Below are 21,724 nucleotides of genomic sequence, written 5' to 3' on the forward strand. Positions count from 1 at the left end.
GTATGTAACTGCGTGACATTTCCGCTTCCATCGGATCAGGCTTCATGACCTTTCGCTTATTGTTGATTCTCGGGGCCCTCTCGGCCTTCGCTCCCTTCGCCATCGACATGTACCTGCCCAGCTTCCCCTCGCTGGCACGGTCGTTCGCCACCGATATCGAACACGTGCAGCTGAGTCTGGCGGTGTATTTCGCCGGTCTTGCCAGCGGCCAGCTGTTCTATGGCCCCCTGGCAGACCGCTTCGGCCGCCGCCTGCCGCTGCTGATCGGCATCGGCCTGTTCTGCCTGGCCTCGCTGGGCTGTGCCCTGGCGCCCAACCTGCCCTGGCTGATCGCCGCGCGCTTCGTCCAGGCCCTGGGCGGTTGCGCCGGCATGGTGATCGCGCGGGCCGTGGTACGCGATCTCTGCGAGCCGATGGCCGCGGCGCGGGCCTTTTCGCAGATCATGCTGGTGACCGGGATCGCCCCCATCATCGCGCCCTTTGCCGGCAGCCTGCTGCTCAGCACCTTTGGCTGGCAGGCGATCTTCGTCAGCCTGGCGCTGTTCGCCGCCGCCTGCGGCACCGCGGTGGCGCTCTGGCTGCCCGAATCCCTGCCGGCGCACCATCCGCGGCCGCCGCTGCGGGGGGCCTTGCGCAACTACCTGCGGCTGCTGCGCGATCGCACCTTCATCGGCCACACCCTCACCGGCGGCATCGCCATGGCCGGAATGTTCGCCTACATCTCCGGTTCGCCCTTCGTGCTGATCGAACTCTATGGCGTCAAACCCGAGCACTACGGCTGGGTATTCGGCCTCAACGCCGCCGGCTTCATCCTGCTCGGACAGCTCAATGCCCGCCTGGTGGTCCGCCAGGGCCCGGCCTTCTGGCTGCGGCGCGCGGTGGTGGCCTATGCCGCGGCGGGACTGGTCCTGCTGCTGGTCGGCGCCTTCCAGCCCAAGGCGCTGCCGGTGCTGATGATCCCGCTGTTCTGCGCCATCGCCCTGCTCGGCGGCATCGTGCCCAATGCCTCGGCCTGTGCCCTGGCCGGGCAGGGCGCCAATGCCGGCAGTGCCTCGGCGCTGATGGGCAGCCTGCAATTCATCCTGGCGGCGCTGGCTTCCAGCAGCGTGGGCGCCCTGCACAACGGCACCGTGGTGCCCATGTGCGCGGTGCTGGCGCTCTGCGCGGTGGCGACCGCGCTGATGGCGCGCTGGACCCACAGATCCACAGCCGTCTGAGGTAGAGTGGATTTTTCCCGGCGCGGCAGGTCAGATAGGCGAACCCTCATCCTTCCAGGGACGCCGACATGACCTTTGCCTACTGGTGCATCTTCCTCGTCTACCTCGTGCCCTATGGCGCGGCCTACTACGCCAAGTTCAAGGGCAGCGGTTTCACGCCCGAGGACAATCGGGATCCGCGCAGCTTTCTCGGCAAGCTGGAGGGTGCCCGGGCGCGGGCCAACGCTGCCCAGCAGAATGCCTTCGAGATCAATCCGCTGTTCGCCGCGGCGGTAATCGTCGCCCACGTCACCGGTGGCGCCGACCAGGGCACCATCAACTTCTGGGCCTTCCTCTTCCTGCTGAGCCGCATCGCCTATACTTGGCTGTATATCCGTGACCACGCCACCCGCCGTTCGCTGGCCTGGGTCGGCGGGATATTTTGCTGCCTCTGCCTGTTCATCGCCGCGGCCTGAGTGCAACGTCGCTGCCGGTCTTGACCGGCAGCGACGGCTGTAGCTTCATTAGCGCCCTGTCTTTCCCGGCTGGCCGCCTGCATGACGTCTCCTTCGCCCGCCCAGCAGGTGCTGGGGCACTTCGCCGAGCTCGCCCAGGGCCGCGGCTATACCCTGGATGCAGCGCAGCAGGCCGCCATCGAGCGTTTTGCCCGGCTCGCCGACGAACTCCTGCGCCCGCGCCTGTTCCGTCGCCAGGCGCCGCGCAGTCTCTATCTCTGGGGCCCGGTAGGGCGCGGCAAGAGCTTTCTGCTGGACGGTTTCTTCGCCGCCCTGCCATTCGCCGAGAAGCGCCGGGTGCACTTCCATGCCTTCTTTCGTGAACTGCACGAGCGGATGTTTCGCCAGCCGCCGGGTGGCGATGCCCTGGCCGCCAGCTTGGACGAACTGCTCGCAGGTTGCCGACTGCTCTGTTTCGATGAATTCCATGTGCATGACATCGGCGACGCCATGCTCATCACCCGGCTGTTCAAGGCGCTGTTCAGCCGCAGCGTGGTGCTGATCACCACCTCCAACTATCCGCCGGAAGGATTGCTGCCCAATCCGCTCTACCACGAGCGCTTCCTGCCGGCGATCCGGTTGATCGAGACGCGCATGGACATCCTCGCGGTGGCCGGTACCCAGGACTATCGCGGCGCCAGTCCTGCCGAGCCCGATCCCTTCGGTATCGGCGCCTATCTCTGGCCGGGCAGCCTGGAACAGCGCCAGGCGCTGGGGCTGCCGCCGCTGGCGGAGACCCGGATCGAGGTGCCGGTAGGCCATCGCAGCCTGCCCGCCATCAGCGCCGCGGAGGGGCTGCTGCACTTCAGCTTCGCCGATCTCTGCGAAGGCCCCACCGCGGTCCTCGACTACCTGACCCTGAGCGAAACCTGGCAGCGCTGGCTGCTCGATGCCGTGCCGCCGCTGCGCGACGCCAGCCCCGCCGCCCGCCAGCGCTTCATCAACCTGGTGGACGTGCTCTACGACCGTCGCCTGGCGCTGTTCCTGGTCAGCACCGCGCCCCTCGACGAGACCCTGGCCGACAGCGAGATCGCCGACATGTCGCGGACGCGCAGCCGGCTATCCCAGCTGCGGCAGATCGGGCCGGACTAGCACTGTACGAAAAGTGCCTGCGCTCGGCGACCTTTCATACAGAGCCTAGCGCTCGGCCTTCAGCTTCGCACTGCCCAGGTGCCAGCGGCGCTGCTCGGCCGAGGCGCCGTCGACGTCGTTGACCCGGCGTAGCTGATAGCGGCCGCTGAAGGTCTGGCGGGTACCGTCGGCGAGGCGCGCCTTGACCGTCACCGGGATGCTGACATAGCTCGAACCCGCCGCACCCTCGACCGGGCCAGGTTGACCGAGGGTCACCTGGACGCTGCGAGTCCTGGCATAGCCCTGGCGGAATTTCTCGTAGCTGTTGCCGGGCTGGCCGTCGCTTCCCCATAGCTGCCAGGCGGTGCCGTAGTCCCGCGCATCCAGCGCCCGGTAGTAACGCCGGACCACGGCCGCCGCCGCCTCGGCGCTGCTGGGCAGCGGACCGCAACCGGGTTCCTTGGCCGCCTCGCCATCGCCGAACAGGGCGCAGCTGCGGGCGATCTCGTCCTGCATCAGGGCGCAGCTGTTGGCCGCGTTGCAGGGCGGTCGCGTGGCGGGGGAAAGCGCTCGGCAGGTGGTGGCCAGGGCCTGAGCGGGCCGCTGCCCGATTTCCTGGGCGCAACTGCGCGGTGAAGGCCCGGTGGCAGCCAGGGCGCCGGTGACGAGGGACAGCAGCAGGGGGCAGAGCAGCCAGCGCGGGGACATCGGCGAGATCCTTGAGCAAAGTCCCAGCCTAGCAGGGCAGGGACGACGTGGAAAAAAGCCCGCGACGGTCATCCGTCGTCTGGCCACCTCGCTGACGTAAAAGCGTCATGTGGCCGGCGCAGGATAGGCAAATCCCGTGTCGGAGTTCGCCCCATGCCTTCGTCCAGTCCAGTCGCCTCCCTGTCACCGCTGTCCCATCCCCTGCACAGTTCGCGCAAGCCTGGTCCGCTGCGGATCGTGCTGTTCATCGCGCTGCTGCTGACCGGTCTGGCGGTAACCCTCGGCGGTATCCACAACGATGTCAGCGATGCCCAGTCGCCGCCCACCACCTGGCTGCCCTTCGCCGGTCTGGTGCTGGCGCTGGTGATCGCCCTCGGCTTCGAATTCGTCAATGGCTTCCACGACACCGCCAACGCCGTGGCCACCGTCATCTACACCCACTCGCTGCCGCCCAATGCGGCGGTGCTCTGGTCCGGCTTCTGCAACTTCCTCGGGGTGCTGTTCTCCAGCGGTGCGGTGGCCTTCAGCGTCATCGCCCTGCTGCCGGTGGATCTGGTGGTGGAAATGGGCGCGGGCAAGGGCTTCGCCATGATCTTCGCCCTGCTGATCGCCGCCATCATCTGGAATCTCGGTACCTGGTGGCTGGGCTTGCCGGCGTCGTCCTCCCATACCCTGATCGGCTCCATCATCGGGGTCGGTCTGATGCATGCCTGGCTGGGTGGGATGGATGGCAGCAGCGGCGTGGACTGGGGCCAGGTGGCCAAGGTCGGCTATGCGCTGCTGTTCTCGCCGCTGATCGGCTTCGCCTGCGCCGCGCTGCTGCTGGTGCTGCTCAAACGGATCGTGCGCGACCAGACGCTCTACCAGGAGCCGAAGAGCGCCGAGCCGCCGCCGCCGTGGATCCGCGGCCTGCTGATCCTGACCTGCACCGGGGTGTCCTTCGCCCATGGCTCCAACGACGGCCAGAAGGGCATGGGCCTGATCATGCTGATCCTGGTCGGCGCCCTGCCGACCGCCTATGCGCTCAACCGAGCCGTGCCGGCCACGGCCACGCCAGCCTTCGCCGCCGTCGCCGAGGTCACCGCCAGCGGCCTGCGCCAGGCGGCGCCCCAGGCCGCACCGGCCGATCCCCACGGGGTGCTGCTGGAATTCGTGCGCAAGCGGCAGAGCAACCCCGAGGTGCTGCCCGCGCTGGCGGCCATCACCGACGACATCGCCCGCGAGGTGCGCCAGTACGGCGCGCTCAACAACGTGCCGGCGCAGAGCATGCCCAACGTGCGCAACGCCATGTACCTGGCCTCGGAATCCATCCGCCTGCTGGAAAAGGAGCACCTGCCGGGGCTGGCGCCCAAGGCGCAGGAGGATCTCAAGGAGTTCAAGCGGCAGATCGACCAGGCCACCCGTTTCATCCCGCTGTGGGTCAAGGTGGCAGTGGCCATCGCCCTGGGGCTGGGGACCCTGGTCGGCTGGCGGCGCATCGTCATCACCGTCGGCGAGCGTATCGGCAAGACCCACCTGACCTATGCCCAGGGCGCCTCGGCCGAACTGGTGGCCATGGGCACCATTGGCGCGGCGGACGCCTTCGGCCTGCCGGTCTCCACCACCCATGTGCTGTCGTCCGGGGTGGCCGGGACCATGGCCGCCAACGGCTCCGGACTGCAGTGGGCGACGGTACGCAATCTGGCGCTGGCCTGGGTGCTCACCCTGCCGGTGGCCATGGCGCTGTCCGCGTCACTCTACTGGCTGCTGGTGCACCTGTTCTAAGAGCCTGTTCAAAATCTGCTGCGCGTCGGCCAAACTGTGTTGAAAATGGCCTGGAAGGCCAGCCCCGTCGGAATGCTCATTTACCACTCGTAAACCCGAGCGCGGGTCCGATCCGCTTCCTCAGCTATTTTCGCGGGGCCGCCCAGGCCTTGTTTGTCTCTAGCTCGCGAGATTTTAACCAGGCTCTGACACGGCTTCGGTCAGGCAGCGGCGGAATAGCGCCACGGCCGGCAGGTCGCGCCCGGCGTGGCGAGCGATGATCTGCAGTTCGCGGTGGAAGGTGAGGGGGCCCAGGGACAGCCGGCGCACCCGGGGATGCTCCAGCCAGAGGCCGGCGCAGGGCACCAGGGCCACGCCCAGGCCGTGTTCCACCATCTTGACGATGGCATCGAGTTCGTCCAGTTCGAGCATCTGGCGCACCGCCAGCCGCTGCTCGCGCAGAAAGGCGCTGACCCGGCGCCCGCCAAAGGAGTGGCGGTCGTAGCGGATGAAGGGCTGGGTTTCCAGCAGCAGGCGCGGATCATCGCCGGGCAGGTCCGGCGGCGCGATCAGCACGAAGGGTTCCTGCAGCAGGGTGGTGGCGTGCAGCTCCTTGGGCAGTTCGAAGGGCGGGCGGATGAGGATGGCCAGATCCAGCTCGCCGGCATCCACCTGGCTGAGCAGCGCCAGGGATACGCCCGGCACCAGCCGCGGTTCCAGGCGTGGCGCCTGCTGGCGCAGCCGTACCAGGGTGCCGGGCAGCAGGCCGGTCTGGACGCTGGCGATGGCGCCGATGCGCAATTCGCCCTGGATCTCGTCACCGGCGCCGGCCATGCGCGCATAGGTGGCGAGGATCTCTTCGGCCAGCGGCAGGGCCCGGCGACCGGCGGCATTGAGCAGGGCGCTGCGACCATTGCGGTCGAACAGGCTCACGCCCAGATTCTGTTCCAGGGTGCGGATCTGGGCGCTCACCGCCGAGGGCGTGAGGCCCACGTGCAGACCGGCCGCGGCAAAACTGCCATGGCGGGCCACGGCAAGCAGGGTCTTGAGTTCGCGAAGCATGATGGTGGCCTGAAGTCAGGAGAGGCCACTGTAGCGAGCCCCAAAATTTTTGTCGCTCGGGGCAGTAAAATACGCTTTATGCACAGGAAAACCTGGGGTGAGAATGGCTGCATTCCCCCTCAGCAGGATTTCCCAGCATGGCCCTGTCGCCCTTTCACCTCGCCATTCCCGTCTACGATCTGGCCGCCGCCCGGCACTTCTACGGCGATGTCTTCGGCCTCGCCGAAGGTCGCTCCAGTGATCACTGGGTCGACTTCGACTTCTATGGCCATCAGCTGGTGATCCACGAGCACCCCAAGACCGCGTCCCAGGACGAGGCCCATACCAACGCCGTGGACGGGCACAACGTGCCGGTACCGCACTTCGGCATCGTGCTGGGCTGGGACGAGTGGGAAGCCCTGGCCGAGCGTCTGCGCGCCCGGGAAACCCGGTTCGTCATCGAGCCCTATATCCGCTTCCAGGGCCAGGTCGGCGAGCAGGCCACCATGTTTCTCTTCGACCCCTGCGGCAATGCCCTGGAGTTCAAGGCCTTCAAGGACATGAGCCAGCTGTTCGCCAAATAGGGCGACTCGGCAGGTCTGATGTCACGCAACCTAGGCAAAAGACGCGGCAGCGGCCATCCTTGTAGCCTTGCCCGTCGCCCGGTTGCCGTCATGAATGCCCGCCAGCCCTTTCTCGACCCCTATCACCAGACCATCCGCCAGCTGTCCGATCGCATCGTCGCGGCCCAGGCGCCGATCCGCATCCTCGATGCGGTGAAGTGGGACGACGGGGTGCGCCAGGGTTTCCTGGAGGGCAAGGGCAAGCGCCTGCCGGCGGTCGATCGCGCCTTCTACGAGGGACGCCCGCTGGGCTTCGACGGCGATGCGCTCAAGGGCGAATTCCAGAGCATCGAGCGCGAGGTCACCCGCCAGCTCGGCCAGTTCAATCCGGTCGGCCAGATCATGAGGCGCATGTGCCGCGAATACCGCATGGTGATCCGCATGCTGCAGGCGCGCGGTACCCCGGATTTCGGCCTGATCTCCCAGGAGCTCTATGGCGCGGCCTCGGACGCCTTCCATGCCGGCGATCCGACCCTGGCCGACCTGGGCATGATGATGTCCAGCTACCTGGACAACATCGCCCATCGCGGCGCCCTGGAAGACGAACCCAAGACCCTCACCGCCAAGGACGCCGTACCCATCCTGCAGGCGCGCCTCAATCGGGTGTTCGGTGAGACGGAAGGCACCATCCGGGTGTTCGAATCCGATGGCATCGTCGCCGACGCCGCGGCCGGCGCCGACTATATCAAGGTGCGCGCCGACGCCCTGTTCAACGAACGCGACGTCCGTGCGCTGGAGGTCCACGAGGGCCTGGTGCACGTCGGCACCACCCTCAATGGCCAGAACCAGCCGATCTGCACCTTCCTGGCCAAGGGCCCGCCATCGTCCACCGTGACCCAGGAAGGCCTGGCGATCCTCATGGAGGTGATCGCCTTCGCCTCCTATCCGACCCGGCTGCGCAAGCTGACCAATCGCACCCGCGCCATCCACCTGGCCGAGGACGGCGCCGATTTCCTCGAGGTGTTCCGCTTCTTCCAGGAGCAGGGCTACGACCTGGAGTCGGGCTACCAGAACGCCAGCCGGGTGTTTCGCGGCTCGACGCCGACGGGGCTGCCCTTCACCAAGGACCTGTCCTATCTCAAGGGCTTCATCCTGATCTACAACTACATCCAGCTGGCGGTGCGCAAGGGCAAGCTGGAGCAGATCCCGCTGCTGTTCTGCGGCAAGACCACCCTGGAAGACATGCGCATCCTGCGCCAGCTGGTGGATGAAGGCGTGGTGGTGCCGCCCAAGTACCTGCCGGCGCAATTCCAGGACCTCAACGCCCTGGCGGCCTGGATGTGCTTCTCCAACTTCCTCAACCACCTGAGCCTGGATCGGATCGAGGCGGATTACGCCAATATCCTCTAAGAGTCTGCTCAGGCGCTGATATGAAAAAGCCCCGGCAGGCCGGGGCTTTTTCGTTTCAAGGCGTCGTGGGCGTCACTCGCCCTTGAAGGCCGCCGCGATGCTCGGCTCGCTGTCACCCGCGCGCGAATCAGTCGAACGCTCCGGCACGAAGGCCAGGGCGCGATTGAGGGCGCCGCAGGCTTCCAGGCCGCTGGCGCGGGCGATGGCTTCGGCCACGGCGCTGCCGGGAATGGTCTCGTCGCGCAGCAGCTGGTCGGTGATGTCGTCCAGCGCCGGCTTGAGTTCGGTGATCAGCGCCAGGCAGCGGTGATCCAGGCTGTGCAGCAGCTGATCGGCAGAGGCGATGCTGGGCCCGGCGTCGAACTCGATGCCGGCGTCGCGCAGGGCCTGCAGGCTGAGCAGCGAGCCGCTCGGGCCCATGCCCAGGGAGGCGACCATGGACAGCGCCAGCTTGGAGGCTTCCTGCAGATCCTGGGCGGCACCCGAGGAGACCTCGTTGAAGTACAGCTGCTCGGCGCAACGACCGGCCAGCAGCATCTGGATGCGGCCTTCGAGTTCCGACTTCAGGTGCAGGCGCTTGTCTTCGGTGGGGGTGATCAGGGTCACGCCCAGGGCCTGGCCACGGGGCAGCAGGGTGACCTTTTCCACCCGACCGACGTTGAGCACCGCGGCGACCAGGGCGTGACCGGCTTCGTGTACGGCGATGCGGGTGCGCTCGGCCGAACCCAGCGGGGTGACGCCGACCGGTTGCTCGCCGATGCGGCAGGTCTCGATGGCCTCGACGAAGTGCGCCATGGTCACGGCGCTGGCGTTCTCGCGCGCGGCCAGCAGGGCGGCGTGGTTGCTGATGTAGGCGATGGCCGCCGGGGTCAGGCCCACGGTGCCGCGGGAGAGGGCGGCCAGGTCCAGCTCGCCTGCGCAGGGCAGCTTGCCGGCATAGAGTTCGAACAGCGCACGGCGGTCTTCCAGACTCGGCAGCGGCACGGCGATGGTGCGGTCGAAGCGACCTTCGCGGCGCAGCGCCGGATCCAGGGAATCGGCGAAGTTGGTGGCGCCCAGCACCAGCACGCCGCTGGTGCCGTCGAAGCCGTCCAGCTCGGTGAGGAACTGGTTGATGATGCGGTTGGCCTCGGCATCGCTGGAGCGCGACTGCTCGGCGCGGCGGCCGATGCCGTCGATCTCGTCGATGAAGATGATGCAGGGCGCCTTCTTGCGCGCGGTGCGGAACAGCGACTTGACCTTCTGGATGCCGACCCCGAAGAACATCGAGGAGAAGTCGCTACCGGTCACCTGGATGAAGTGGGCGTTGCACTCGGTGGCCAGGGCCTTGGCCAGCTGGGTCTTGCCGGTGCCGGGCTCGCCGGTCAGCAGCACGCCCTTGGGCGGACGGGCACCCAGGGCGGCGAAGGCCTTGGGATTGCGCAGGCAGGTGGTGACGTCTTCCAGCGCCCGCTTGGCTTCGGCGGCGCCGACCACATCCTTGAAGGAGATGCCGGTGCCCTTGCGATGCAGCTTGAAGGGGCTGGCGAATCTCAGGGCCAGGGGGGTGGCCAGCAACAGCAGGAGCAGGTAGCCCGGCAGGTTGATCAGCAGGGCGTCGAGCCAGGGATGACGCTGCCCGGATTCGCTCCAGGTGGCCACCGGGAACAGCGGTTCGGCCTGGGTGGCGTAGTCGGCCAGCAGGCGATCGGCGATGCGCCCGCCGTTGTCGGCCACGGCGTAGTGCTCGCCGCGATTGGTGTCTATGTAGAGGGTGTGATCACCGATCACGGCGCCGGTGATGGCCTTGGCGCGCAGATCGCCCAGCAGCACGGAGAGATCACGTGGCTGCTGGGTCCAGTGTTCGGGAGCCTGCTGCACGCTGGCGAGCATGGCGGTGGCGGTAGGCGCCGGCGTGCTGGGCGTGAGCCACAGCCAGCAGGCCAGGCTGAGGACGGTGACGAGGGCCAGGGCGCCGGCGATGAGCAGGCGCGGATATTTGGAAACGACGGACTTCTTCATTCACATACCGTTAGGGTAGGAGCGACATCGGACGCGGACTCCCGGATTATCGGCCTGTGGCGAAAAGGGTGAACCTCAGTTCCCCGGAAAACGATGAGTGGACTCACCATCCGTCGAGTAGCGTCACACTTTCGGTCTTTTTCGCGGTCCGCAAGACCCTGTTGTTTTGCCGCAGATGTCAGGAGTCAACGCATCCATGCCCAATCCCATCGACTGTCGCGACGGTCTCGCCGCGTTGCCGCCGGTGCTGCTCGAACACCTGCGCCAGGCCGACGAGGTGCTGGTCCTGACCGGTGCCGGCGTGTCGGCGGAAAGCGGCATCGCCACCTTTCGCGAGGCCCTGACCGGGCTCTGGGCGCGCTTCGATCCGGCGCAACTGGCCACGGCCGAAGCCTTCGTCGAGGATCCGGTGCGGGTCTGGAGCTGGTACGAGTGGCGACGTGCCCAGGTGCTGGCGGCCCAGCCCAATCCCGCGCATCGTGCCCTGGCGGACTGGGGCCGGCAGCACGGGCGGTTGCGCCTGGTCACCCAGAATGTCGACGACCTGCACGAGCGCGCGGGCAGTCGCGAGGTGATTCATCTGCACGGCAGCCTGCATGCGCCGCGCTGCTTCGCGTGTGCGCGGCCCTTGGCAGCGCCGGCGTTGCCGGAATCGGCGGAGCAACTCGTGGCGCCGCCGCTCTGTCCCGCCTGTGGCGGTCTGGCCCGGCCTGGGGTGGTCTGGTTCGGCGAGGCTTTACCGGCAGAGGCCCTGGCCAGCGCCTGGGCCCTGGCCGAGCGCTGTGACCTCTGCCTGGTGGTCGGTACTTCGGGGCTGGTGCAGCCGGCGGCCAGTCTGCCCGGGGTGGCGCGCCAGCAGGGCGCCACGGTGGTGCGCATCGATCCGCAGCCGGCGGCGGATTTCAAGGGTGACTGGCAGCTGCTGGGCGCAGCCGGGATGATTCTGCCGGCGCTGCTGGAGCGCCTCTAGCCTTTAGTGCAGCGCCTGGCCACCGGTCCCCAGGGCATCCAGGGTGCGCTTGAGGGCGGTGTAAGCCTGACGCTGCTCGTCGTCTTCGGTCAGCAGGCCGTCGAACAGGGTGGCGACCAGCGCCGGATCCTGGGCGACGAAGCGGTCGATCAGGACGTCGTTGTCCTGGCGCCCGGCGGTGATCAGCAGCACGGCGAGCTGGGCGACATAGCGCGCCGCCAGCGGATAGGCCTTGAGAAAGACCTTGAAGGGCGCATCGGCCAGTCCCGGCGCGAAACCCTTGGCCAGGCCCTGCTGGGCCGCGGCGATGGCCTGGCGGACGGCGTCCTGCCAGTTGCCGGCGGTCACCGCGCCCGCCGGCAGGGCGCGGCGCATCTGGCCGAGCAGGCTGTTGAGGAAGATGCGGCGGTTGGTCTGGTAATCGTCGTCGGTATCGAGCAATTCGCGGCGAATGCGGACCAGGACGCGATCGTCCTCGGCGTCGGCGGTCACCGCCTGCTTGAAGGCCAGGGTCAGTTCGCGGTCCAGCAGGCCGGGCTTGCGACCTTCCAGCTCGGCCTGCAGCAACGGACCGCTGGAGTCGGCGAAGAAGAAGCGCTCGGCGTGGGGCGCCAGGCGTTCGCGCAGGCGCGGCCAGAGCTCCGCCGCGAACAGTTGCTCGGCCGTGCTGCCGGAAACGATGACGCGGTGCTGCGGCGCCTCGGCCAGATAGTCGAACAGCGCGGGGGTATCGAGCGCGGTGCGATCGACGATGAGGTAACGGTGCTTCACGGCAACTCCTGAATGCGACGGCCGCACCTGTCGGGGTGCGGCGGGATGGCCGTTAGTCTATAGGAAGGCGGGAACGCTTGGCCCGGGCTTTGGCCTAATCAACCAGGGTGCAGCCCGCGACACCCTTCCTTTCGCGGCCGGAGGACACCAAGATGCGCAAGACCCCGCTGATCCTTGCCCTGAGCGCTGCCCTGGCCCTGGTGGCCGGTCCCAGCCTGGCCGCCAGCAGCAACAACGACGCCGGGGTGACCGGCAACGGCATCGGCGCCCCGGGCAGCTCCAACACCAGCAACAGAGACAGCGCGGACGATACCTCCAGCGCCACGCCGTCCACCCAGAAGAAGGCCGACAAGACACCTGCCACCAAGGGCCAGGGCAGCCAGCAGAAGCGCGTGCTTAACGATTGATGGTCAAACAAAAGGCGCCTCTCGGGGCGCCTTTTTTCGATCGCAGCCTGTGACGGCGGAAAAGTCTCAGCAGGCGCGGGTGTAGCGGACCTGCCAGTCGAGTCGCTCATGGGTAGCCCGCTCGATACGGGCGCGACTGTCGCAGATGAAGGCTTCCAACAGGGAGTTGTCCAGCAGATCGACCCGCGCGATGCGGCGTTGCAGGAGCGCCGTACCATTGGGCGCATAGACCTCGACGTTGAAGGTCGCCTGATCCTGGGCGGTCATGGCGCACAGCATCGGTTGAAAAGCGCCCTTGATAATGGTGTTCGCATCCGTGAACTTCAGCGGCTCGGCCATCGCAATCACTCCTGTCAGCTATAACGCTTCGACCGATTCTTGGGCGACCCGTTCGACTTTTGCCATGACCGGCTGGCAGATTTGTGATGCAGGCGGTGGCGCTGCCCGTGCAGGGGACGGCCGGTCAGTTGATCAGGGTACCGAAGGCCTTGTCCGCCTCTATCACCTCGGGCAGTTCGCGCAGTAGAAGCTCCAGATCCACGCCTTCCAGCAGCGGATTGGCCAGCGCCGCCTTGGCCTGGTCGTTGATGCCGCCGTGCCGCCGCAGGACAAAGGAAATCAGGCGCGCCTGGGCAACCATGCGCGCCGGAGCGGAATCCTCGGGCGCATCCTGGGGATGCAGCTGGTAGGCGATGGCATGCTGGATCACCACCGGCAGCTGCCAGCGGCGGGCCAGCTCGGCGCCCACCTCCGGATAGCCGAAGCCGATGGCCTGGTCGGCCGGCACCGGGGCGCGCTGCTCGGCGTCGATGCGCACGGCGATGTCGGGTGCCGCGGTCCTGATCAGCAACTCGCCGATGCTGTGCAGCATGCCGCAGGTGAAGGCGGTCTCGGGATCGGCACCGGCCTGGCGGGCGAGGACGCGGCAGATGCTGGCAACATCGAAGCTGTGCTGCCAGAAGTCCCGCGGATCGAAGCTGGGGTTGTGGCGGAAGGCCGCGGTCACCGCCGAGGCCAGCACCAGGGTGCGCAGGGCGTCGAAGCCCAGGCGGATGGCGGCGCCTTCGATGCTGGTGGACGGTCGCACGCCGCGAAAACGCACCGAGTTGGCCAGGCGCAGGACCTTGGCCGAGAGCACCGGATCCAGCGCCAGGTTGCGGGCGACGTCTTCGATGCTGCTGTTGGGATCGTCGAACTGCTGGATCAGCTCCTGAGCCACCTTGGGAATGCTGGGAAGGGTATGCAGGTGATCGAACAGAGCATCGATTTCCATGATGGCGCCTGGTTTGTTCTATACCGAAGGTGGGAACTGATAAGTCGCTGAAAGCATGAACGACGGCCCGGGCGCTGCCAAGCCTAGCCGAGAATCCGCAGCGATGAGCTTAGCGGGCCGGGCGCTGCGGGTTGCAGGATGAGCTGACCGGTGGCGTCATTTCGCCGCCGTCCGTTGGCTCGATCCGTGCGCGGCCGTGGTCCTATGCGTTCCAGTGATGGGCGAAGCGATAACCAGACGTCTATTGTCTTGCTTGAGTCCGCTTTCCGCCGACGACGGGCCACGAATGGGATAGCATCCAGTGATATCAGTTGGCCACTAAATTTGGCGTTCGAGTTGTGCAATGACTTATCAGACTCACATTCGCCAGATGCTGCAGTTGCCCAATGTGCTGGCGCAGAGCACCGGCATCCTGGGCTGGTTGATCAGTGTGCTGATCAACCCCTTCCTGACCGCCGGGGTACCGGCCTGGGGCTGGCTGGCTTTTGCCGGCATGATCGGCTCCTGCCTGGCCATGACCACCGCCCGCCGTTTCGCCGTCTGGCGCCTGTTCGCCCTGGTATTCGTGCTGTTCGAGGCCCTGGCCTTTCGCTTCCAGATCCTCGGCATGGGCGAGGCTGGCCATGCCTGGATGATTCCCATGGCCATCGTCATCATCCTCGGCTCGACCATTCTGTTTTCCCATGTGCTCGACTACGGCATCGCCGCCGCGGCGGTCTGGTTGCTGCTGTTCTATGGCGAACTGGACACCATCACCGCGGCGGCCCTGCCGCTGTTCGTGGTCATGCTGGGGGCCAGCCTGGCATTGGGGCTGTTGCTCAATGCCACCTTCGTCCGCATCGTCGCCAGCACCCTGGAACTCAAGGAAAGCTATCGGCTGCAGGCGGAAACCGATGCCCTCACCGGGATCAGCAACCGCCGCGCACTGATGCTGGACATGGAGCAGGTCTGCCGAGAGGGATCGCCGTCCTGGTATTTCGTCATGCTCGACATCGACGACTTCAAGCGGATCAACGACAGATTCGGCCACGACGTGGGGGACCAGGTGCTCAGAGAGATGGCCGTTACCCTGGGTAGGCACTTCCCGGGTGGACGCTTCGGACGCCTGGGCGGCGAGGAATTCGGCGTGCTGTTGCAGGCCGAGGATGAGCGCCAGCTGGCGCAGCGACTGCAGGCGCTGCTGGACGATATCCGCAGCAGCACCTGTACCGGCAGCTGTTTTTCCTTCAGCGCCGGGGTGGCGCGCCTCGCCCCGGGCTATCAGCCCTCGGAGCTGCTCAAGCAGGCCGATGGCGAGCTCTATCAGGCCAAGCGCGCCGGCAAGGACCGGGTGCACTACCGCGGCGGCATGATCTGCGGCTAGGCCCGTCCGCACGGCGCCCGGGCCACGCCTAGAGCCCCTGATCTTCCAGCGGCGGATGGGTGCGATTGCGGCCCAGGTGCTTGGCGCGGTAGAGCGCGGCATCGGCGCTGGCCAGCAGGTCGGCGGGCTGGGGCGGCGGGGTCTGGCCGGGCGGCTGGACGGCGATGCCGAGACTGACGGTGATGCGGCCGAAGGGACTGGTGGCATGGGCCACCTCCAGTACCTGCAGGCGTTCCTGGACCGTGGCGGCCACCCGCTGGGCGCCGCTTTCGTCGCAGTTGGGCAGCAGCAGGACCATCTCCTCACCGCCGTAGCGCGCCGCCAGATCGCCCGGGCGGCGCGCCGCCGAGGCCACCACGCCGGCCACTGCCTGCAGACAGCGATCGCCCGCGGGGTGGCCGTAGTGGTCGTTGTAGGCCTTGAAGTGATCGATGTCGATCATCAGCAGGCTGAGCGACTGGGCGTTGCGTTGCGCCCGGGCCAGCTCCACTGGCAGCAGGTTGTCGAACTGCCGACGATTGCCCAGCCCGGTCAGGCTGTCCTTTAGCGTCAGCAGGTGCAACTCGTCATGGGCCTGGCGCAGGGCCACGGCGCTGCGTTCGCCGGCGCGGATCTCGCGCAGCAGGCTGAAGCCGAAAACCAGCATGCCGACGATGATGAGGCCCACCACCGTCACCGATCTCAGCATGTCCTGGCGCCAGCTGGCGAGGATGTCGCTCCGGGAGATACCGGCCAGCGCCACCAGCGGATAGCCTTCCAGATGCTGGAAGGCATAGAGGCGTTCACGGCCGTCGAGCATGGCGCGCACTAGGGCGGTACCGCTGGGGGCCTGGGTCACGTACTGGCGAAACAGCGTGCTGCTGGCCAGCGGGGTGCCGACGTGCTCGGGTACATAGGGCCGGCGGACCATCAGGGTGCCATCGTCCTGCGCCAGGGTGATGGCGCCGCGGGCGTCCAGTTTGAAGCGCTCGTAGTAGTCGACGAAGTACTGCAGGCGGATGGTGGCCAGCAGGACACCGGCGAAGCGACCGTCGCGGTCTTCCAGCCGGCGTGATACCGGGATGATCAACTCGTGGGTGCTGCGACTCTCGATCACCGTGCCGACGTGCAGTACGTCGGCGGCGTGCTGGCGGTGAAACTGGAAATACTCGCGATCGGCATTGTTGGCCCGGGGCGGCTCGCTGCTCTTGTCGGTCACCCGCCATTCGCCATCGCGACCGTAGATGAACAGCCCGTGCAGTTGCGGCAGGAGGGCGGCCTGGCGCGCCAGCAGGCGATGCACCCGGGGGCGGTCCAGGTGATCGAGGGGTTGATCCTCCAGGCGGTCGCGGATGCTGACCAGCAGCGAATCCGCTTCCTTGATGGCGTCGTCGGCATGCTGCGCCGCCGCCAGGGCGATGTTGCCGACGTCGCTGCGCGCGCTGGCGAAGGCGTTCTGGTAGTTGCGCCATACCTGCCAGGACTCCAGTGCCAGGATCACCGCGACGGCACAGACCAGCAGCCACAGTGCCCGGCGCTGGGTGGCCGGGTTGCGCGGCGGGAGGGGGGTATCGTCGGCGTCGACCATGGCGGGAAAGCTTCCTCGTCCTCGGTGTGCAGGAGACCGCGCGCCGGGCGATTCAGGCCACTACACGGGGATAAAAGTCAGACAAGTCTACAGTTTCGTCGGAATCTTGCAGAGCGTACGAATCCTCGCGCCACAGCTGTGGTCACTAGCGATATAGCTGTCCTTGGGATGGCGCCCAGCCAACTGCCCGACCGGGAGGTCAAAGATGTCGCAGATCGCCGAACAGATCGTCGAAGACGCCATGCAGCGCATCGAGGAGAACGAGCCGCAGCATGCCGCCGATCCCGTGCGCAACTTTTCCCTGACCCTGACCGATCCTGCGGAGATCCGGGTCGGCGCGGAAATCTACTTTCTCTTCGAACAGCGCCTCAAGGGGTTCTATCCGGACGCCCGGGTAGTAGTGCGCGGCCATGCCGCCGAGGGCTACAACATCACCGCCCAGGTCGAGCGTCGTCGCTCGGCCTGATGGCCGCGCCCTCAGCTCGTGCTAGCTGGGGGCCAGCTTGACCAGTTGCCGGGCCAGCAACGGCCCGGTCAGCACCACCCCGATCAGGCGCAACGCCTGCATGGCCAGCACCAGGCCGACATCGGCATGGGCATCCACCGCGATGATGGCCATGGAATCCAGTCCGCCCGGACTGGTCGCCAGGTAGGCGGTAAGAAAGTCCACGTGCATCAGCTTCGCCATCAGCAGGGCCGAGAAGGCACAGAGCGCGATCAGCAGCAGTGAGGCGAAGATCATCTTGGGCAGGGCGCGCCAGACATAGGCGACCGTGGCCCGGTCGAATCTCAGGCCGACATAGCAGCCCATGGCGCCATAGGCCGCCGCGAGCAGCAGATGGGGCAGGGTGATGTCCAGCCAGCCGTTGAGTTGCAGCAGGGTGCCCAGGGCGATCGGCAGCAGCAGGGCACCGGCAGGAAACAGCCGGCCGCCCAGCCAGCTGCCGGCGAGGGCCACCGCCAGGGTCAGCGCCAGGTTGAAGGCGAAGTGGCCGTCCAGGCTGACCACCGTCGCCTGGTGCCCGGTGCCGCTGCCTTCGGCGCCCAGCAACCGGCCGACCAGGGCACTGATCAGCACCACGCAGACCACCCGGACATATTGCATGGTGGCGACGATGCGGGGGTCGGCACCGTATTCCTCGGCCATGGCCACCATGGCGGCCGCGGCGCCAGGCGTGGTGCCCCAGGCAGCGGTACTGCCGGGCAGACCACCGAAGCGCACCAGCAGGGCGCCGGTGAGCAGGCTGAGCAGCACGGTCAGGGCGGTGGCCAGCAGCATCACCGGCCAGTGTTCGGCGACCGTGAGCAGCACCGCAGCGGTCATGGCATGGGCGATCAGGCAGCCCACCACGCCCTGGCCGGTCTGGAACAGCCGCCGTGGCAGGCGAATGGTGGCGCCGCAGACGCCAAAGCCGATGGCCACCAGCATGGGGCCGAGAAAGAGCGCCGCGGGTACTTGCAGCCAGCTGAGTCCGCCGCCGACCAGAGCGGAGCAGAGGATCAGGGCCAGCCATTGCAGCAGTGGAGGGTAGGGCGAGGGGGCAGGCGGGGTGGGCAAGGCGGTCTCCGGACGGCGGGGGACCGGCGCAGCGTACCGACCCCGGGGCCGACACGGGGTCGACCCTGGAGACGATTATACGACCTTTGTCGCTTTCAATGGCCTTTCAGTCACTGAAAAAACCGTTGGCTAGCGTACTAGGTGCAGGAACTGCAGATGGCGTTCGTACTGGTCGAGCATGTCGTTGAGGATCTGCTCGCGGTTGTAGCCCACCAGGTCGTAGTCCTGGCTGCCTTCGGTGAGGTGCACCTCGGCGCGGTAGTAGCGCCGATTCTTCAGGTGCAGGCCGCCGATGCCGGCGCGGGCAAAGGAGGGCGTGAAGTAGCCCTGCATGATCACCTGGTAGATGAAGGGGTGCTCTTCGCCATGGCCGATGATGAGTTGCAGGTTGGCGTTGGTGGCGTCGAATTGGGTCTCCACCACCAGGCCCTTCTCCCGCGAGACCTCGACCATCTCTTCCATGGCTGGCCGCACGGTACTGTCCATGAAGCGATAGACCTCGTCCCGCGAAGGGAAGTACACCGCCTGGGACAGCCGCTGGCGCCAGCCGCCATGGCGGGCCTTGCCGTTGGTCGCCACCGGCGCCAGCGAATGCAGCCGCGCCCGCTGGCGCTGGGATTCCAGGTGCAGCGCCTTGTGCAGCCCCCACATCATCAGCAGCACCACCACCGAGAAGGGGAGCGAGGTCAGCACCACCGCGGATTTCAGCGCATCCATGCTGCCGGCGAACAGCAGGCCGCCCGTGACCAGGGCCACGGCCGCGCCCCAGAACACCCGCAACCACTTGGGACCGTCTTCATCGGCCTCGCCGCCGGTGGACGACAGGGTCGAGAGCACCACGGTGCCGGAATCGGCCGAGGTGACGAAGAAGACGAAGCTCACCAGCACGGCGACGCTGATCACCACGCGGCTGGCCGGATAGGTTTCCAGCACCTGATAGAAGACCATGGCCGGATCGGTGAGAGCGGTCTGCGCCAGGCCGGTCATGCCCTGGCCGAGGACCAGCTCTAGGGCGCTGTTGCCGAAGATCGACAGCCAGGCCAGGGTGAAGCCCAGCGGGATGAACAGCACGCCGAAGACGAATTCGCGGATGGTGCGACCGCGCGAGATGCGCGCGATGAATAGCCCGACGAAGGGCGCCCAGGCGATCCACCAGGCCCAGTAGAACACCGTCCAGCCACCCAGCCAGTCGGACGGCTCGTCATAGGCATAGAGATCGAAGCTCTTGCCCGGCAAGGCCGAGAGATAGTCGCCGATGTTCTGGATCAGGGTGTTGAGCAGGTGCTGGGTCGGACCGGCGAACAGCACGAACAGCAGCAGGGCGACGGCCAGCACCATGTTGATGTCGGACATGATGCGCACGCCCTTGTCGACACCGGACACGGCCACGGCGATGGCCGCGCCCATCATCAGCACGATGAGGATCAGTTGCACCCAGTGGCTGTGGCTGATGCCGAACAGGTAGTCGAGGCCGGCATTGAGGTGCAGCACCCCGAAGCCCAGGTCGGCGCCGAGGCCGAAAATGGTGGCGATGATGCCGAAGGCGTCCACGGCGTGGCCGATGGGCCCGTTGATGCGCTTGCCGATCAGCGGATAGAGCGCCGAACGCAGGGCCAGCGGCAGGTTGTGGCGATAGGCGAAGTAGGCCAGGGCCATGGCCACCAGGGCGAACACGCCCCAGCCGTGCAGGCCCCAGTGCAGGAAGAGAATCTGCATGGCCTGGCGCGCGGCTGCCGGATTGCCGCCTTCACCGGCCGGGGGCTGGGCGAAGTGGGTCAGGGGTTCGGATACGCAAAAGAAGAACAGGGTGATGCTGATGCCCGCGGCGAACAGCATGCCGGCCCAGGACAGATAGCTGAACTCGGGTTGGTCGTGGTCGGCACCGAGCTTGATCTTGCCGTAGCCGGACAGCGCGGTGACCACCACGAACACCAGATAGAGCGACATGGCCAGCAGGTAGTACCAGCCGACCGTATTGGCGGCCCAGGTCTGGGCCTGCAGCAGCCAGGCGCCGGCCTGCTCGGGACGGCCGATGACCACCAGGGAAAACAGCAGGATCACTGCGGCCGCACAATAGAAGGCGGGAGGATTCAGCTTTACGGTGCCGGATGAGGGCGTTGCACTCATGAGGACTCCTTGCAGACTGCCAAAGGGAGAATGCTTTTTTAATTGATCGTTCGATTAAAAAAGAATACCACAGGAGGTCCCCGAGGTGAACGCTTCGAGTCAGCGAGGCGTTGAAAGTTGCCGCTTAGAGGGCTTGCTTATGCCGGTGGTCGACTTTGGTCGAGCCAGGGCCGAATGGTCAGAACCGTGACCTCTTGGCAAAGTCTGTTGGGTATGACTCAGGCATCTTCTCCCTTCGGCTCCTATCGTCCACTACTGCTTCTGGTAGAGGACGAACCCTTGCTGCGGGAATTGGCTACCGAGGCCCTGGAGTCGCTGGTGGACCTCCAGGTGGTGGCGATGTCGACCGCCGATGCGGCGCTGAGCTATCTGGAACAGAACGGTGCCCGCATCGACGTGCTCTTCACCGACGTGCGCATGCCGGGACGCCTGGATGGCGAGGCCCTGGCCCAACTGGTCGCTCAGCGCTGGCCGCACATCCCGGTGATCCTCACCTCCGGCGATCGCTTGACCGTTCCCCGCGGCGCCGGCCGCACCCGCTTCATGCCCAAGCCCTGGCATATCGACGACATGGCCAATTGCGTCAACGAGGTGCTGGGGCAGAGTCGGGTGGCGTGAGGAGGCGGTTGAAAAGTCGGGACCTATGGCCGACTATTCGAGGGCTGATCCAGCTTGAGTCATGCCATGCGACCTTCCTTAGCCCTAGACCTCAAACGCGCAGTAATACGAGACGCTGCAGCGCGTTTTCGCGTGGCCAATCCGCGGGTATTTGGCTCTGTCCTGGACGGTACCGATCAGGACGGCAGCGATCTCGATCTGCTGGTAGACGCATTGCCGGGGGCGACACTGTTTGATCTGGGAGGCCTGCAGGATGAGCTGGAGGAGTTGCTGGGCGTTCCTGTGGATCTGGTGACCCCTGCCGATCTGCCCGGATCTTTTCGCACTCAGGTCCTGCTGGCAGCACGACCGATATGAATCGCACAGCGGACTATCTGGTTCATATGCAACAGGCGGCCGGCGAAGCCGTAGGCTTTATCGAGGGCCTCACTCGGGAAGACTTCCTCGAGGACCGCCGGACACAGCAAGCGGTGGTCATGAGCCTGATCATCATTGGCGAAGCGGCGACCAAGATCATGATCGCGGACGAGGCTTTCACCCAAATGCATCCGCACCTTCCATGGCGCAGCATGAGGGGTATGCGCAACCGTATCGCCCATGGCTATTTCCACATCGATCTCGATGTCGTCTGGGAAACCGTCGTTACCGCTCTACCGGAGCTTCTGGAGCAACTGCGTTTGTTACCGGGAAAGTAGCCTGGTAGCTCGCTGTGCCCTCACCCCAACCCTCTCCCAGGGGGAGAGGGGGCTGTCCGAGCGGGTTTCCTGCTTTATCAGCTCCAGCGAGCAAGATCGCGATCCGCTATCGGGCGGGCACCCGCAG

General features: G+C 66.6%; 22 protein-coding genes. 13 read left to right on the top strand and 9 right to left on the bottom strand.

Features of this window, described 5'->3' with window-relative positions:
- Nucleotides 1-44: 44 nt before the first annotated feature.
- From BGI51_RS12355 to zapE, 3 genes are all read left to right on the top strand, one after another.
- Nucleotides 45-1,217, top strand: coding sequence for a multidrug effflux MFS transporter (locus tag BGI51_RS12355; RefSeq protein WP_187978513.1), 1,173 nt, complete (start codon nt 45-47; stop codon nt 1,215-1,217).
- Between the two features lie 68 nt (nt 1,218-1,285).
- Nucleotides 1,286-1,672: an MAPEG family protein gene (locus BGI51_RS12360; RefSeq protein ID WP_133862870.1), complete on the top strand. Its 387-nt coding sequence runs from the start codon at nt 1,286-1,288 to the stop codon at nt 1,670-1,672.
- 81 nt (nt 1,673-1,753) lie between these two features.
- Entirely contained in the window at nt 1,754-2,803 is a 1,050-nt protein-coding gene (gene zapE, locus BGI51_RS12365; protein WP_187978514.1) for a cell division protein ZapE, read from the top strand.
- 45 nt (nt 2,804-2,848) lie between these two features.
- On the opposite strand, the gene BGI51_RS12370 is transcribed toward zapE, so the two are convergent.
- On the bottom strand, nt 2,849-3,490 hold the full coding sequence (locus tag BGI51_RS12370) for a hypothetical protein (RefSeq protein ID WP_187978515.1): 642 nt from the start codon (nt 3,488-3,490) through the stop codon (nt 2,849-2,851).
- A 153-nt stretch (nt 3,491-3,643) separates the two neighbouring features.
- Between BGI51_RS12370 and BGI51_RS12375 the strand changes: the two genes are divergently transcribed.
- The gene (locus BGI51_RS12375; RefSeq protein WP_187978516.1) at nt 3,644-5,254 is read left to right on the top strand and encodes an inorganic phosphate transporter; all 1,611 of its coding nucleotides are present in this window, start codon (nt 3,644-3,646) and stop codon (nt 5,252-5,254) included.
- 174 nt (nt 5,255-5,428) lie between these two features.
- Here the strand turns inward: BGI51_RS12375 and BGI51_RS12380 are convergent, their stop codons facing one another.
- Complete coding sequence (locus BGI51_RS12380) at nt 5,429-6,295, bottom strand: LysR family transcriptional regulator (RefSeq protein ID WP_187978517.1); 867 nt, start codon at nt 6,293-6,295, stop codon at nt 5,429-5,431.
- A gap of 137 nt (nt 6,296-6,432) precedes the next feature.
- Here BGI51_RS12380 and BGI51_RS12385 point away from each other — a divergent pair, with 137 nt between their 5' ends.
- The gene (locus tag BGI51_RS12385; RefSeq protein WP_133862875.1) at nt 6,433-6,858 is read left to right on the top strand and encodes a VOC family protein; all 426 of its coding nucleotides are present in this window, start codon (nt 6,433-6,435) and stop codon (nt 6,856-6,858) included.
- Nucleotides 6,859-6,948: 90 nt separating this feature from the next.
- Complete coding sequence (locus BGI51_RS12390; RefSeq protein WP_007162583.1) at nt 6,949-8,247, top strand: flavohemoglobin expression-modulating QEGLA motif protein; 1,299 nt, start codon at nt 6,949-6,951, stop codon at nt 8,245-8,247.
- 72 nt (nt 8,248-8,319) lie between these two features.
- Here the strand turns inward: BGI51_RS12390 and BGI51_RS12395 are convergent, their stop codons facing one another.
- Nucleotides 8,320-10,248, bottom strand: coding sequence for an AAA family ATPase (locus tag BGI51_RS12395; protein WP_187978518.1), 1,929 nt, complete (start codon nt 10,246-10,248; stop codon nt 8,320-8,322).
- A gap of 196 nt (nt 10,249-10,444) precedes the next feature.
- On the opposite strand from BGI51_RS12395, the gene BGI51_RS12400 reads away from it, so the two are divergent.
- The gene (locus tag BGI51_RS12400) at nt 10,445-11,218 is read left to right on the top strand and encodes an SIR2 family NAD-dependent protein deacylase (RefSeq protein ID WP_187978519.1); all 774 of its coding nucleotides are present in this window, start codon (nt 10,445-10,447) and stop codon (nt 11,216-11,218) included.
- Between the two features lie 3 nt (nt 11,219-11,221).
- Here the strand turns inward: BGI51_RS12400 and BGI51_RS12405 are convergent, their stop codons facing one another.
- A complete protein-coding gene (locus BGI51_RS12405; RefSeq protein ID WP_187978520.1) occupies nt 11,222-11,989 on the bottom strand; it encodes a hypothetical protein in 768 nt (255 codons plus the stop codon).
- Between the two features lie 152 nt (nt 11,990-12,141).
- Here BGI51_RS12405 and BGI51_RS12410 point away from each other — a divergent pair, with 152 nt between their 5' ends.
- A complete protein-coding gene (locus BGI51_RS12410; RefSeq protein WP_133862880.1) occupies nt 12,142-12,396 on the top strand; it encodes a hypothetical protein in 255 nt (84 codons plus the stop codon).
- Between the two features lie 66 nt (nt 12,397-12,462).
- Here the strand turns inward: BGI51_RS12410 and BGI51_RS12415 are convergent, their stop codons facing one another.
- Together BGI51_RS12415 and BGI51_RS12420 are read right to left on the bottom strand one after the other, a co-directional pair.
- Nucleotides 12,463-12,735: a hypothetical protein gene (locus BGI51_RS12415; protein ID WP_133862881.1), complete on the bottom strand. Its 273-nt coding sequence runs from the start codon at nt 12,733-12,735 to the stop codon at nt 12,463-12,465.
- Between the two features lie 124 nt (nt 12,736-12,859).
- The gene (locus BGI51_RS12420; protein ID WP_252977296.1) at nt 12,860-13,672 is read right to left on the bottom strand and encodes an HDOD domain-containing protein; all 813 of its coding nucleotides are present in this window, start codon (nt 13,670-13,672) and stop codon (nt 12,860-12,862) included.
- Nucleotides 13,673-14,012: 340 nt separating this feature from the next.
- Between BGI51_RS12420 and BGI51_RS12425 the strand changes: the two genes are divergently transcribed.
- Complete coding sequence (locus BGI51_RS12425) at nt 14,013-15,032, top strand: GGDEF domain-containing protein (RefSeq protein WP_187978522.1); 1,020 nt, start codon at nt 14,013-14,015, stop codon at nt 15,030-15,032.
- 28 nt (nt 15,033-15,060) lie between these two features.
- Here the strand turns inward: BGI51_RS12425 and BGI51_RS12430 are convergent, their stop codons facing one another.
- On the bottom strand, nt 15,061-16,599 hold the full coding sequence (locus BGI51_RS12430) for a GGDEF domain-containing protein (protein ID WP_187978523.1): 1,539 nt from the start codon (nt 16,597-16,599) through the stop codon (nt 15,061-15,063).
- Nucleotides 16,600-16,804: 205 nt separating this feature from the next.
- Between BGI51_RS12430 and BGI51_RS12435 the strand changes: the two genes are divergently transcribed.
- Nucleotides 16,805-17,065 carry a hypothetical protein gene (locus BGI51_RS12435; protein WP_133862885.1) on the top strand — a complete coding sequence of 87 codons (261 nt, stop codon included), beginning with the start codon at nt 16,805-16,807 and terminating at the stop codon, nt 17,063-17,065.
- Nucleotides 17,066-17,086: 21 nt separating this feature from the next.
- Here the strand turns inward: BGI51_RS12435 and BGI51_RS12440 are convergent, their stop codons facing one another.
- Nucleotides 17,087-18,157: an AbrB family transcriptional regulator gene (locus BGI51_RS12440; protein ID WP_187978524.1), complete on the bottom strand. Its 1,071-nt coding sequence runs from the start codon at nt 18,155-18,157 to the stop codon at nt 17,087-17,089.
- Nucleotides 18,158-18,286: 129 nt separating this feature from the next.
- On the bottom strand, nt 18,287-20,251 hold the full coding sequence (gene betT / locus BGI51_RS12445) for a choline BCCT transporter BetT (protein ID WP_187981318.1): 1,965 nt from the start codon (nt 20,249-20,251) through the stop codon (nt 18,287-18,289).
- Nucleotides 20,252-20,497: 246 nt separating this feature from the next.
- Here betT and BGI51_RS12450 point away from each other — a divergent pair, with 246 nt between their 5' ends.
- The 3 genes from BGI51_RS12450 to BGI51_RS12460 all read left to right on the top strand — a co-directional run bounded on the left by BGI51_RS12450 (nt 20,498) and on the right by BGI51_RS12460 (nt 21,597).
- Nucleotides 20,498-20,902 carry a response regulator gene (locus BGI51_RS12450; RefSeq protein WP_280311073.1) on the top strand — a complete coding sequence of 135 codons (405 nt, stop codon included), beginning with the start codon at nt 20,498-20,500 and terminating at the stop codon, nt 20,900-20,902.
- Between the two features lie 66 nt (nt 20,903-20,968).
- Entirely contained in the window at nt 20,969-21,259 is a 291-nt protein-coding gene (locus BGI51_RS12455; RefSeq protein WP_133862887.1) for a nucleotidyltransferase family protein, read from the top strand.
- Entirely contained in the window at nt 21,256-21,597 is a 342-nt protein-coding gene (locus BGI51_RS12460) for a HepT-like ribonuclease domain-containing protein (RefSeq protein WP_187978525.1), read from the top strand. The genes BGI51_RS12455 and BGI51_RS12460 overlap by 4 nt, the downstream gene beginning before the upstream one ends.
- Nucleotides 21,598-21,724 lie beyond the last annotated feature (127 nt).

This window comes from Pseudomonas oryzihabitans, assembly GCF_014522265.1.
GTDB lineage: Bacteria > Pseudomonadota > Gammaproteobacteria > Pseudomonadales > Pseudomonadaceae > Chryseomonas > Chryseomonas aestiva.

Bases quoted from the DNA above. Each gene is read 5' to 3' on its own strand.
- BGI51_RS12355 (WP_187978513.1), top strand. From the start codon at position 45: ATGACCTTTCGCTTATTGTTGATTCTCGGGGCCCTCTCGGCCTTCGCT.
- BGI51_RS12360 (WP_133862870.1), top strand. From the start codon at position 1,286: ATGACCTTTGCCTACTGGTGCATCTTCCTCGTCTACCTCGTGCCCTAT.
- zapE (WP_187978514.1), top strand. From the start codon at position 1,754: ATGACGTCTCCTTCGCCCGCCCAGCAGGTGCTGGGGCACTTCGCCGAG.
- BGI51_RS12370 (WP_187978515.1), bottom strand. From the start codon at position 3,490: ATGTCCCCGCGCTGGCTGCTCTGCCCCCTGCTGCTGTCCCTCGTCACC.
- BGI51_RS12375 (WP_187978516.1), top strand. From the start codon at position 3,644: ATGCCTTCGTCCAGTCCAGTCGCCTCCCTGTCACCGCTGTCCCATCCC.
- BGI51_RS12380 (WP_187978517.1), bottom strand. From the start codon at position 6,295: ATGCTTCGCGAACTCAAGACCCTGCTTGCCGTGGCCCGCCATGGCAGT.
- BGI51_RS12385 (WP_133862875.1), top strand. From the start codon at position 6,433: ATGGCCCTGTCGCCCTTTCACCTCGCCATTCCCGTCTACGATCTGGCC.
- BGI51_RS12390 (WP_007162583.1), top strand. From the start codon at position 6,949: ATGAATGCCCGCCAGCCCTTTCTCGACCCCTATCACCAGACCATCCGC.
- BGI51_RS12395 (WP_187978518.1), bottom strand. From the start codon at position 10,248: ATGAAGAAGTCCGTCGTTTCCAAATATCCGCGCCTGCTCATCGCCGGC.
- BGI51_RS12400 (WP_187978519.1), top strand. From the start codon at position 10,445: ATGCCCAATCCCATCGACTGTCGCGACGGTCTCGCCGCGTTGCCGCCG.
- BGI51_RS12410 (WP_133862880.1), top strand. From the start codon at position 12,142: ATGCGCAAGACCCCGCTGATCCTTGCCCTGAGCGCTGCCCTGGCCCTG.
- BGI51_RS12415 (WP_133862881.1), bottom strand. From the start codon at position 12,735: ATGGCCGAGCCGCTGAAGTTCACGGATGCGAACACCATTATCAAGGGC.
- BGI51_RS12425 (WP_187978522.1), top strand. From the start codon at position 14,013: ATGACTTATCAGACTCACATTCGCCAGATGCTGCAGTTGCCCAATGTG.
- BGI51_RS12430 (WP_187978523.1), bottom strand. From the start codon at position 16,599: ATGGTCGACGCCGACGATACCCCCCTCCCGCCGCGCAACCCGGCCACC.
- BGI51_RS12435 (WP_133862885.1), top strand. From the start codon at position 16,805: ATGTCGCAGATCGCCGAACAGATCGTCGAAGACGCCATGCAGCGCATC.
- BGI51_RS12450 (WP_280311073.1), top strand. From the start codon at position 20,498: ATGACTCAGGCATCTTCTCCCTTCGGCTCCTATCGTCCACTACTGCTT.
- BGI51_RS12455 (WP_133862887.1), top strand. From the start codon at position 20,969: ATGCGACCTTCCTTAGCCCTAGACCTCAAACGCGCAGTAATACGAGAC.
- BGI51_RS12460 (WP_187978525.1), top strand. From the start codon at position 21,256: ATGAATCGCACAGCGGACTATCTGGTTCATATGCAACAGGCGGCCGGC.